Genomic DNA, 11,892 nt, shown 5'->3' on the forward strand with positions numbered 1-11,892 from the left:
AGCACCCATCACCCTTCCTGCTGTTGTAGATTGTATGCCCAATGGCTATAATCCCGCCACTTGAGGAGACCGAAAAGGGAGAGAGGGCCGCCATGAAAGTTGTGATGGATACCCAGAGCTATCAGGTGCAGGCGCACCTTGAGCGCGAAGAGGTGAAGGGGAAGAGGCTCAAGACTTTCCTTGAGCTGGTGGGCGGTCTTGCGCCGAAGGTGGAGATCGCGTACCCGGCGAAGCCGCTCACGAAGGAGGCTTTCTCCGGCGCGACGCTGCTTGTATCCACGACGCGGACTGCGCCGACGAGCGCCGCGGAGGCGGACGCGGTGTATGACTTCGTCGCCGCCGGCGGGCGGCTGCTGATGATGTCCAACCACCAGCCGAACGAGGTCAGCGACAACGCCGCAGTGTCTCGGCTGGGCTTCGTGTTCGAGCCGACGAGCTTCAAGACGCCGGACAAGATGACACTGACATACATTGCCAACAACCTGCTTTCGGACCACGAAATCATCACCGGGTGGGACCGGAAAGAGCCTGCGGTGAAGGTGATCGTCGCCAACTCCACCGGCAGCGTGTGGCACAAGACGGGCCGTCCCCTGGCATACCTCTCTCCGACGGTGCTGGACCGCTACAAGGGGCAGTCCGTGGACGGCCGCGTCTACGCGGTGGCGTTCAACGGCGCGAGGGGAGACCTGGGCGCGTGCAAGGGTAAGGTGATAGCTCACGCGGACTCAGACATCCTCGGCGAGCCGGGCACCACCTGGCCCGGCAGGGGCATCCTTGGCGAGGGCGACAACCTCCTGTTCACAAAGCGCATGCTGCAGTGGCTGGTGCGGTGAGGGGGAGGGTGGGGGGTCCAAGTTAACGCTGGCCTCCTACCTTGCTCGTGTGTTTGAGTTATTCAGGCTGCTCCGATTCCCCACGATATCGTGTAATTGCCGCTTGATGGCAAGTTGTGTTATCTCGAAGGCTGTTCAAAGAGCGACTGAGTCGATGCCTGTCCATTGTGGCATTGCCTGGTTAGCCCTTCATTCCGCGGACTGGCAGCCTGCTGCAGGCACAACGGATTCCCATCGACTTGTACGACTTGTCAGTGCTAAACGCGATTCGACAGTATGAAGTGCGTTAGACCTCACCCGCTAGAATAACAGTTCTTAAACGACTATACTTGGGTATACTATTGTCTAGCGCCATAGTGACAAGGCCTTCACATGCAACCAAAGAAGATTACCCAATCTACTCTTGTTGGCGAGCTAGGAGTGAACCTCATCGCACGCATCACCATGGAAATGGGCTTTGCCTGGCACTCCCGGGGAACAGTGGATGCGGGCATTGACGGGGAGATCGAACTCCGAGACAACAAGACAGGGGAGGCTTTCAACTCGGTAATCGGAGTTCAAAGCAAGGCCACGGATCGACCACTGGCTAATGAAACCGATTTTGGTTTTGACTTCTATTGCGACCCGCGCGACATCGACTACTGGACGAAAGGCAATCTCCCGGTCTTGCTCATCGTGTCACGGCCGTTCAAGGGGGAGGCATATTGGGTATCGGTAAAAGACTACTTCGCGAATCCACTCCGCAGAAGTGATCGGAAAATACACTTTGACAAGAAGCGAGACCGATTCGATGTCAAATGCCGAGAGTCGGTTTTTGAACTCGCAATGCCGAAGAGTGCCGGCGTCTATCTGTCGCCCCCAAATAAGACTGAACGCCTGATTTCTAATCTCCTGCCGGTAACTCAGTTGGCTGACACGATCTATGTCGGCCATACGGATTTTGTGAGGCCTGCCGAGGTTTGGCAACGCGGTCGTGCGACAGGGCAGATAGGTTCTGAGTGGGTCTTTCGCAATAAGGCTATTACCAGTTTTCACGACTTACCTAGCCTGGCATGGACGGGGATTTGCGAACAGGGTTCCGTAGATGAATTTGGGACGGATGAATGGGCATTCACTGACGACGCCGACCGTCTGAGGGACTTCGTAGAACTTCTATCCCGAACCCTCAGAGCGAAGCTGGCTGTGGATCTAGACTACAGTGCGCCTTTGGACATGTTCTACTTCCGGGCTTCGTCTGATCTGTCTGAACGGCAAGTGGCTTACCAGTCGTTACTCTCCGCGACCGACAGAACAGTTTTCAAAGCTTATGCCGCTGAAGACGGGACGGTGAAGTACTACAGACATTCCGCTTTCGAACACAGGTTTCGCCGGTTCGACAACAGATGGTTCCTTCAGGTCTCTCCCACTTACTATTTTACTAGCGACGGCTATCACCTACGGCCCAATCACGGAGTATTTCTGAAACGGATTAAGGAATTTGAAGGTCACGAAGCGGTGCGAGGCCAACTAATCATGTGGGCGGCATTACTCAGTAGACGTGCAGACATGTTTGCTGATCCGTACCCTTTTATGGGCTTTGGGACTCCTTTAGAATTCCAAGTTGAACAGGGCATCGACGATGCAAAATGGAAAATGAGGCGTGAACTGGCCGACGCCGTTGCCGAAGAAATCGACGACGACAGCGAATTGCTGCAAATGCAATTTCGGTTTGAGGAATCATGAACATCCAAATTATGGATGAGCCGGAACTCGAGTTTGCCGGCGGTGGCCGCCACATAGATATGCGCTTCGGGTTGAACCATTTCGGCCCGCTCGACATCGAAGTCCCCCGGATGCGTTCCATCCCTATTGGCATAGTGGGCACTAACGAAAGCATTGAAGGTTTGAGACTGTGGCTGGACCGGTGTCGGGGCGAGATCGCTGCCAAACAAAGCCCATATGCCAATTTCTATGTTCCGTTTCCAGGATTCAGACCAGACGCTGGCCTCAGGTCCACGCTCCTGATCGAAAGCCGTACGCAAGTTGTTGTTTCCGCCAAAGAGGTTTCCCGACTGACTGCCGCGCCTTCGAATGACGCCGTTTCTGATCTCGTCGAACTTTTCTTGGATGGCGTCCGCCACGTAGTTGGTAAGGCCAGGCTTGGCGTGGTGCTATGCGCCCCACCAGTGGCAGTTCTCGAGGCGGTACAACGAACACCGACGTTAGCGCAATCGTTCACGTATGACTTCCATGACCTGTTGAAAGCAAGGGCAATGCAGATAGGCGTGCCCATTCAGCTTATTTGGCCTTATACCTACGACTCATCAAAGAAGCGAAAACAAAAGCGGCGGCCAGATCGGGTGAGGGGACAGCAGGATGAGGCCACCCGCGCCTGGAATCTACATAGCGCCCTTTACTACAAGGCAGGCGGCATTCTGTGGCGAATGACTAGGGATGCATCGCAACTTATGTCGTGTTGCGTGGGGGTTAGTTTCTATAAGAGTCTTGACGGTGAGAAAATCTTCACAAGTATGGCCCAAGTCTTCAACGAGAGGGGAGACGGGTTAATAGTACGAGGAAATCAGGCAACGATCTCAAAGGATGATCGCCAGCCACACCTTGACTCACAAGGAGCCAAGGACCTGCTTAAAACCGCCCTCGCAACTTACAAACTGGAACATCGTACGATGCCCGCCCGCATTGTTATACATAAGACATCGTCTTATAGTTCGGACGAATTCTCTGGATTCAGGGCGGCTGCCAACGACCATGGCATCGATTCAGTGGATTTCTTAAGTCTTGGCGACTCGTATATGCGTTTGTTTCGGGAAGGTAGCCACCCTCCTCTGCGAGGGACCTTCTTAAACTTGGACGAGAAAACACACATCTTGTACACGAAGGGCAGTGTAGACTTCTTCGGGATGTCTCCGGGCCTCTATGTTCCCCTCCCACTTCTCGTTAGATGTGAATCTATGGAGCAAACACCGCTCTTCCTCGCCCAAGAGGTTCTCGGTCTGACGAAGATGAATTGGAACAACACGCAATTTGACGGCCGCGACCCTATTACAGTCCGAGGTGCTCGTCAGGTGGGCGCAATTCTAAAGTACGTTGCAGTTGGCGAGAAGATCGAGCCTGGATACGGGCACTATATGTGAGTCGGTGGCGAAAGTCTCTTTCGGGCAAAACGACATTACTCTGCCCCTGACTCCCGTTACATGCCCTGCGCGTATTAGAGGCCATCGAATGTTCCTTGAGGCCGCAGGATGGCGGTCACCTCACTTCCCTCTCTCCACCCGCCCCCACTCGTCCAGAGCTTCGAGCAGGCGGTCGATGTCTTCGCGGGTGTTGAAGAGGTGGGGGTCTATGCGGAGGGAGCGGTTGTAGGTGTGGCCGCCGAAGATGTCTATCTTGCGCTCGCGCATGAACGCCTCTATCTCCGGGCCGTGGTCTGTGACGGCCGCGATTACGCCGCCCCGGCGCTTGGGGTCGGACGGCGTCAGCAGGTCGAAGCCGCGCGACTTGAGCCCTTCGATGCAGTAGCCGGTTAGGTCCAGGACGCGCGCCTCGACGGCGTCGATGCCTGCCGACGCGAGGATCTCCAGCCCGGCGCGGGAGGCGGCGAGGCCGAGCAGGTTGGGGATGCCGATGGTGAAGCGCTCTGCCCCCGGCTTCGGGATGAAGGGCTCGCGGCCCGCATTCATGGGGTCGCTCGCGGAGCTTGGCGCGCCCGCGTGCGGGGGGATGTGCGACATGTGGCGGCGCGCGGCGTAGAAAAACCCAACGCCCGTCGCGCCCAGGAGCCACTTGCACGCCCCCGTGGAGAGGAAGTCGATGCCGTCCCTCCGCACGTCGATACTTACCGCGCCGGCGGACTGCGCCGCGTCCACGATGAGCACGGCGCCCTTTGCATGGGCCAGCCGAGACGCCTGCGCGAGGTCGTGCCGGAACCCCTCTCCCTGCGTCACGTGCGAGATGCTCACGGCGACGGTGCCGCCGTCGATCGCCTTTTCGAGGTCGTTGTAGTCGATGACGCCGTTGCGCGCCTTCACGAAGCGCCGTTCAATATGGTCGCGGCCGGGGAGCATCCAGGGGAAGATGCTGGAGGGGTAGCTCCATTCGTCGAAGACGACGTTGCCCTTCTTCGGGATGTCTACCATCGCGACGGCGTAGTTGGAGCCCGTGCCGGTGCTGTCCGTCACGGCCACCTCGTCCACGTCCGCGCCGATCAGGCCGGCCAACAGCTCGCGCGCCCTGGTGTGGTCGTCGTACAGTCTGCCGTAGAGCACGGCCATGTCGTGCGTCCAGAGGCTGGCGACGGCCTCCATGGCCTGTAGCGCAGGCGTGGACGCGGGCGCATGACCGCCGCTGAAGAGGTACGTGCGCTCCTTCAGGATGGGGAAGAGGGGGCGGACGTTTGCCAGGTCCATAGAGCGCTCCGTTGGGTGAGATGGCAAATGGGAACGGGTGAATGATATCGCATTTCGGTGAAGGAGTACGGGCGAGGGGAATCGAGGGAAAAGCGCCAGGGGGTAAAGGCCGAATGAGGTAGTGGGCGAAAGGCCGTGGGCGATTTGGGCGGTGGGCGCCCGGAATGTGGGCGAGGGCCCTGGGCGAATGAGGCGATGTGCGAATGAATTCGCCGCTGCGGGCGTGTGTATTGCTTCGCAATTCACATCGCCGGATGTCCGCCTATGCGGACAACAAAGCATGCCTGGAGCACTGTGCGCAAGGCCGGATCGGATCGTCCGCGCAGGCGGACGTTCGGCGTCGTTCATCGCATCGCGATGGACGCGCCACGCAGCGGCGAATTCATTCGCCCACGGCTCCATTCGCACAGGGCCAATTCGCCCGTGACGCCTCGCCCGTTCTCATTCTCTGGTGCTCCGGTGCTCAATTCGCTGGCCCGCGAATTCGTTCGCCCAATCTCGTTCGCCGGGCCGCGAGTGTACCAGGGGGCAGGCTGTTTGCTCCGCCTATCCGCCTTCGGATGGCTTCGAATCGCCGGAGCGGGTACGGCGGGACTTGGATTTGCTGAGGCCGACCTTGCGGGCGAACTTTTTCCACATTGGGCGGTTGTGCTCGCCGCGCCTGCGGTGGTGGCGGGTGTGGCTGCCGCCGGCGGCGGAGGCGAGCTGCTGCTCCGTCATCTGGAGATGGTTGGCGAGGTTGTTCATCTGCAGGCGCATCTGTCGCAGCTCTTCGGACTCGCCGGGGGCGGCTTGTGCCGGCGCGGAGGGCCTCGGCTGGTTCATGGCGGCCATGGTCGCCTGGAGGGACTCTATCTTCGCGTTTAGCGCGGCCACCTCCGGGGACTCGCCGGACGGCCCGCGGGATGGCGTGGCGGATGGACCCGCGCCTGCGCCAGTCTGCCTGCGGAGCTGCTCCACCCGGGACTCAAGCTGGCCGATGCGGATCATCGCCTCGCCGTACTGCTTCAGGAGGGCGTTGTAGGCCGCCGCACTTGGCGCGGCCTCGTCGCCGCCGCTTTGCCTTGCCCTGTTGACTTGCGTCATTACTGCACCTCGCCCACTTGTGCCGGGGCCAGGCATACTTTGACTGCGCGTTTGAGCCCCGCGAGGTCGTTCTCAACGGAGACCACTGCGCCCGGAAACGCGCTGCGTCCCATCCCAGCCACGGCGTCCGCCTGGTCGGGGTCGATCTCGCAGATGAGCATACCGCCGGGCTTCAGTCGCGTCGACGCCTGTTCGAATAGCCGCCTCACGATGTCCAGCCCGTCCGGCCCGCCGTCCAGCGCCTCGCGCGGCTCCCGCCGCACCTCCGGCGCAAGCCCGTCGATGGCGCCCGTCCGGAGGTATGGCGGATTGGAGACGATCACGTCCACCGGCCCACTGACCGGCGTGAGAAGGTCGCCGTGGTACAGGCACACCCTGTCCGCAACGCCGTGCAGCCGCCTGTTCACCTCGGCGACGGCGAGCGCTCGCTCGCTGATGTCCGTTGCGTATAATACACAGCCCGGCACGTTCCGTGCAATTGCGACGGCGATGGCGCCGCTGCCTGTGCACGCATCCACGATGGTGGCCGTGGGGGCATCCCTGGCGTGTTTGATGGCGTGCCCGACCAGTAGCTCCGTCTCCGGGCGTGGGACGAGGACGGCCGGCGTTACGTATATATCAAGGCCGTAGAACTCGCGGTGACCGGTGATATAGGAGAGGGGCTCCATGGAGGCCCTGCGGTCGATGTAGCCCTCAAGCGCGGCGGAGGCCGAGTCGGGCATGGGCTCGGTTAGCAGGGTGAGGAAGATGGTCCGGTCGACTCCCAGGGCGTGGCGCAGGAGCACCTCGGCCTCCAGGCCGGCGTCCGGCACGCCGGCCGCCTCCAGCCGCCGGGCGGAGCGCACCCACGCCTCTCGGACGGTCATGCGAGGCCGGCGGCCTTGAGGCTCTCCGCCTGCTCCTGCTCAATCATCGCCTCTATGAGGTCGTCGATGTCGCCGTCCATCACGTACGGAATGCTGTGGCGCGTGTAGCCTGCGCGGTGGTCCGTCACGCGGTCCTGGGGGAAGTTGTAGGTGCGGGCCTTCTCAGCGCGCTCGCCGGTGCCCACCTGTGCGCGCCGGTTCTGCGTTATCTCCGCCTGCTGCTTCTCCGTCTCCATCGCAAGCACACGGGAGCGCAGAACGGCCATCGCCTTCTCTTTGTTCTTGAGCTGCGAGCGCTCGTCCTGGCAGATGGCGACAATGCCCGAGGGGATGTGGACGATGCGGACGGCTGTGGCGACCTTCTGGACGTTTTGGCCGCCGTGGCCGCCTGCGTGGAAGATGTCGATGCGAAGGTCGTCCGGGTCGATGTGAACGTCCACCTCTTCTGCCTCGGGCAGCACGGCGACGGTTGCGGTGGAGGTGTGGATGCGGCCGCTGGACTCTGTTACGGGGACGCGCTGGACTCGGTGGACGCCGCTCTCGTGCTTGAGGCGGCTATACGCGCCCTGGCCCTTCACCATAAAGATTACTTCCTTGATGCTGCCGATGCCGGACTCGCTCATGTCAATCAGCTCGGTCTTCCAGCCGATTCGCTGGGCGTAGCGCTGGTACATGCGGTAGAGCTCCGCGGCGAACAGGCCCGCCTCGTCGCCGCCGGTGCCCGCGCGTATCTCCACGATGACGTTCTTCTCGTCGTTGGGGTCCTTGGGCAGCAGGGCCGTGCGGATCTCCTTCTCAAGCTGCTCCTTGCGTTCCTGGAGGCGCGCGGCCTCATCCTTCGCCATCGAGGCCATCTCGCGGTCGGAGTCGTCGCGGGACAGGGCAACGGCCTCCTTCAGGTCCCTGTCGACCTGTGCGTACTCCCGGTAGAGCGCTGCGGGCGTCTTGAGGGCGCCGTGCTCCTTGACGAGCTCCTGGATGCGCGAGAAGTTGACGGCCACCGACGGATCGGCCATCTGCCGCTCGATCTCCTCGTACCGCTGTTCCATTGCCGCGAGTTTCTGCATCATGTGGGGCGGGTCCAGAAATGGGATTTCGCAAAAGGAAACATGGAAGCCAGGCGCCTCCATGTTTCAGAAGATAGTATAGCAGGCCTCAGTGGGCCCCGATGAAAACGGGGTTCAGAGCAACAGTCGGCCAGGCAGGGAGCCGATGGGGCTGCATTGAGAGGTCTCCCAGGGCTCAGCGCCCGGCGGCGGGCTCCTCCGATGCGGTGGAGGAGATGGCGGCGAGGAGGGTCTCCCGGCTGAAGGGCTTGCTGATGGCAGGGTTCCGGGAGGCAGTTATGAAGTCCTTCGTATCCGGGCTAAGCGTATCGCCGGTCATGAACACCACCCTGCGTGAGAGAGCCTGGTCGTATTCGCGGATGTGGCGGTATACCTGCTGGCCTGTCATGCCGGGCATCTTCATATCAAGGAGAATGCCGTCGTAGCGGCGGCCGTGCACCTTCATAAGCCCCTGCTCCCCGGAGTCGGCAACATCCACTTCGAACCGCTCCAGCGTGAGCATTCTGTTCACGAGCTCCCGTATGGTCCCTTCGTCGTCGATAACCAGAATGCGCTTGTGGCCCCGCATCTCCACGACGGCGGAGACTTCTGCGGCCGCCGGCTGGCCCGACTGGTCTATGATGGGCAGGTCTATGTTGAAGGTTGCGCCCTGGCCCGGCACGCTCTCTACAGTAAGGTCCCCATTGTGCTGGCGCACTATGCCGTAGCATATGCTCAGGCCCAGGCCGGTGCCCTTACCCACCTCCTTGGTGGTGAAGAACGGGTCAAATATACGGCCGAGCAACTGCTGGGGAATGCCGGGGCCGTCGTCCTTTATGCTTATTCTTATGCGTCCGGCGTGAGTGCTTGTAGAAACGAGGATGTTTCCGGTCCCTCTGGACGACAGAATGGCCTGCTCCGCATTGGAGACGATATTCAGGACCACCTGCACAAGCTGGTGTTGATCGGCCATAGTGGGCGGCAGGCCGTCCGGCATGTCAGTCGTTACCTTCACCTTGCCGCTCTTGAGGTCGTAGGCCTTCAGCTCTAGCACCTGGTGGACCACGCCGCGAACGTCTATGTACTTCTTCTCAGGCTCATGGCGGCGCGCGAAGGAAAGCAGGTTCTGTACTATGCGCGCGGCGCGCTGGGCGCTTGTGTAGATTTTGCGTACGTCCTCCTTCGTCTGCGCGGGCAGGTCCTCGTGCATGAGAAGCTCCGAGAAGCCCATGACGCCGGTAAGGGGGTTGTTAAGCTCGTGGGCGACGCCGGCGGCGAGCTCGCCGATGGAGACGAGCCGGCTGGTCTCCTGGAGGCGCTTTTCGGTATCCTTGCGCTCGGTAATGTCCTGCTTGATCGCAATGAAGTGGGTGATCTCCCCTGCAGGGCTCTTCACCGGCGTGATCGTCTGGAATTCCGTGTAAAGAGTCCCATCCTTGCGCCTGTTGATTACCTCGCCCTCCCAGTTCTGGCCGGACTTGATCGCCTTCCACAGGCGGGCGTAGTAATCGTCGTCTTGTTTGCCGGACTTTAGCAGTCGCAGCGTGTTACCGATCACCTCATCACGCGAGTAGCCGGTCATCTTGCTGAACGCTCCGTTAGTCCAGACCACGATGCCTTCCGTGTCAGTAATGACGATGCCGTTCGCGGCGGCTGCGAGAGCGCTGGACTGCAGGTGAAGCTGGGCCTCGCTCCTGTCCAGTGCGGCCTCTGCCTTTTTTCGCTCTGTAATGTCTTCGAGCAGCGCCACGCAGCGGAACTCGGGGTCTGAGTGAGGCATGGCGGAAACGTTCATGTGCACCCACACAAGTCCGCCGTCCTTGCGAATGTATCGCTTCTCCATCCCGTAGTGGGGCAGATTGCCCGCGACGAGCCGCTCGAACAGCCCCAGGTTTCTGGGCACGTCGTCAGGGTGCGTAATCTCCCGGAAGCGTAACGAGCGGAGTTCTTCTTCCGTGTAGCCGAGCATTCGTGTGAATGAGTCGTTGGCCTGGGTGAAGACACCCTGGGCATCGACGATGCAGATGCCGAGGGGAGAGGACTCATAGATTGTGCGGAAGCGTCGCTCGCTTGTGCGCAGGGCAACCTGAGCGCGCATCTGGTCTGTAACGTCGCGGAGCATGGAGAGGGTGGCCACCTGGCCGCGGTATGTAATGCCGACCGCTGTAGCCTGGACGGTGCGGATGTCTTTGTCCGCCCGCTGTATGCGGAAGTCGAACATGCCGGGAGGCATGTCGCCGCGCCTGCGGGCCATTGTGCGGTCCTTCACGTCTTCGCGGTCCTCGGGGACAACAAAGGAATATAGGGGCGCCGCAAGAGCCTGGACCCTGTCGGTGAATCCCATAAGCCTCAGGAATGCAGCGTTGACGAATATCCTTTCCGTGTCTGTTGTTATGACGATGGCGTCGTGTGCGTTCTCGACGACAGCGCGGTAGAGCGCTTCGCTCTCCTCAATAGCCTTCTGTTGCGAGAGCAGGCGTTTCTGGTTGCGCCCGATGGTCCTGTCCGCCCGGAGCACGATCAGGAACAGGAGGGTGAACAGGACGGCCCCCATGCTGAAAGAGCCGACGATGGCGAAGACACGGCTGGTCTGGCGGGCGTCCGCGAGCGCTGCAGTGACATCCTGATCGATCTCCAGCCCTCCCAGTGTCGCGCCTTCCACCGGTGCGTTGAGCGGCACATCCCGGATGGGGTGGTAGGTGCGAACAACGTCCATTCGCTGTCCGCCCACGTCGCCGCTCATCAGGGTCCCTGTGAGGAGGCGGGAGAGAATAACGTGCTGGTCTATCGCGTCCTGGAGCTCAAATCGGCTGTCTTCGCTCGCAACTGCAACGGACCTGGGGCTGTTCCAGATCACGTCGCCCCGTGGATCGCGGAGGCGCATGGACACGACGCCGAGGCCGAAGACGGAGTCGTAGAATTCGGCCATGGCGGAGTCTGTGGCAACCTGCTCAAGGGTGGGGGGAGGGGTTGGCCTGCTGCGCCGGGCGGTAGACGTCGCGGTAGAAGAGCTGTACGAGGTGCCCGGCTTCGATGGCGCCGCGCTCCGAAGCCCTTTCCGCAAAGTCTGCTTCCGCGCGCCGGACGAACAGGAATGCGACAAGGACGGTCATGACGGCAATTACCAGCAGGCTCGTGATTAGGTAATAGCGGAGCAACGGAAAGCGCGGCTGGCTACGGGCGGTGCGATCCGCCTGCGCAGTGTCCGATCGCTCGAAACCGGTGGATGCCATCGGCCTCCTTCGGGGCGCTGCGCCGGATGCCGGCGCTATTGCACGGGGATGTTGCCGCAGGCGTTGTAGATGGACATCTCCGCGTAGGACTTGTGAAGATTAATGGCGTGATTGCCGTCAGTAAACACGTTGAGCGGCTCAGGCACCAGCGTGGTGGACTGTCCCTTGACCACGTCCGACAGCGAGAACCTCACCCTGCCGAGGTTTGGCCCGCAAGTTCCGAAGTGAATGTGCACCGGCTGCGGCTCGTTCTCCGGAGTGCCTCCGTTTCGGCGCCTGCGCCGGCTGCCGGGACTGTCTTTGCTCAGTGATATTGTCAGTAGGTAACTGCTCAGTGAATATGTCAGTCCATGAGAGGACTACATTTGACCGAGCGAGAAGCGAAGAGAGCACAGATACTGAACCTTGTTCTGGAGGGGCGT

General features: G+C 60.9%; 9 protein-coding genes. 3 read left to right on the forward strand and 6 right to left on the reverse strand.

All coding sequences use genetic code 11. The annotated features are described in order from the left end of the window. The first annotated feature begins 41 nt into the window (after nt 1-41). The 3 genes from FJ319_06140 to FJ319_06150 all read left to right on the forward strand — a co-directional run bounded on the left by FJ319_06140 (nt 42) and on the right by FJ319_06150 (nt 3,967). A complete protein-coding gene (locus FJ319_06140; GenBank protein ID MBM3933870.1) occupies nt 42-833 on the forward strand; it encodes a hypothetical protein in 792 nt (263 codons plus the stop codon). Nucleotides 834-1,205: 372 nt separating this feature from the next. Continuing rightward, entirely contained in the window at nt 1,206-2,555 is a 1,350-nt protein-coding gene (locus FJ319_06145) for a DUF4365 domain-containing protein (protein MBM3933871.1), read from the forward strand. After that, complete coding sequence (locus FJ319_06150; GenBank protein MBM3933872.1) at nt 2,552-3,967, forward strand: hypothetical protein; 1,416 nt, start codon at nt 2,552-2,554, stop codon at nt 3,965-3,967. Before FJ319_06145 ends, FJ319_06150 begins: the two co-directional genes overlap by 4 nt. Nucleotides 3,968-4,087: 120 nt before the next feature. On the opposite strand, the gene FJ319_06155 is transcribed toward FJ319_06150, so the two are convergent. The 6 genes from FJ319_06155 to FJ319_06180 all read right to left on the reverse strand — a co-directional run bounded on the left by FJ319_06155 (nt 4,088) and on the right by FJ319_06180 (nt 11,470). Beyond that, the gene (locus FJ319_06155) at nt 4,088-5,641 is read right to left on the reverse strand and encodes an aminotransferase class V-fold PLP-dependent enzyme (GenBank protein ID MBM3933873.1); all 1,554 of its coding nucleotides are present in this window, start codon (nt 5,639-5,641) and stop codon (nt 4,088-4,090) included. Nucleotides 5,642-5,785: 144 nt separating this feature from the next. Next, nucleotides 5,786-6,325 (reverse strand): hypothetical protein, encoded by a 540-nt coding sequence (locus tag FJ319_06160; GenBank protein MBM3933874.1) that lies wholly within the window; start codon nt 6,323-6,325, stop codon nt 5,786-5,788. Further along, entirely contained in the window at nt 6,325-7,191 is an 867-nt protein-coding gene (gene prmC, locus FJ319_06165) for a peptide chain release factor N(5)-glutamine methyltransferase (protein ID MBM3933875.1), read from the reverse strand. Before prmC ends, FJ319_06160 begins: the two co-directional genes overlap by 1 nt. Continuing rightward, the gene (prfA, locus tag FJ319_06170) at nt 7,188-8,261 is read right to left on the reverse strand and encodes a peptide chain release factor 1 (GenBank protein MBM3933876.1); all 1,074 of its coding nucleotides are present in this window, start codon (nt 8,259-8,261) and stop codon (nt 7,188-7,190) included. Before prfA ends, prmC begins: the two co-directional genes overlap by 4 nt. Nucleotides 8,262-8,433: 172 nt before the next feature. Beyond that, nucleotides 8,434-11,166, reverse strand: coding sequence for a PAS domain S-box protein (locus FJ319_06175; protein MBM3933877.1), 2,733 nt, complete (start codon nt 11,164-11,166; stop codon nt 8,434-8,436). A gap of 22 nt (nt 11,167-11,188) precedes the next feature. After that, nucleotides 11,189-11,470: a hypothetical protein gene (locus tag FJ319_06180; protein MBM3933878.1), complete on the reverse strand. Its 282-nt coding sequence runs from the start codon at nt 11,468-11,470 to the stop codon at nt 11,189-11,191. Between the last annotated feature and the right edge of the window lie 422 nt (nt 11,471-11,892).

Source organism: SAR202 cluster bacterium (genome assembly GCA_016872355.1).
Lineage (GTDB): Bacteria > Chloroflexota > Dehalococcoidia > Lucifugimonadales > VGZY01 > VGZY01.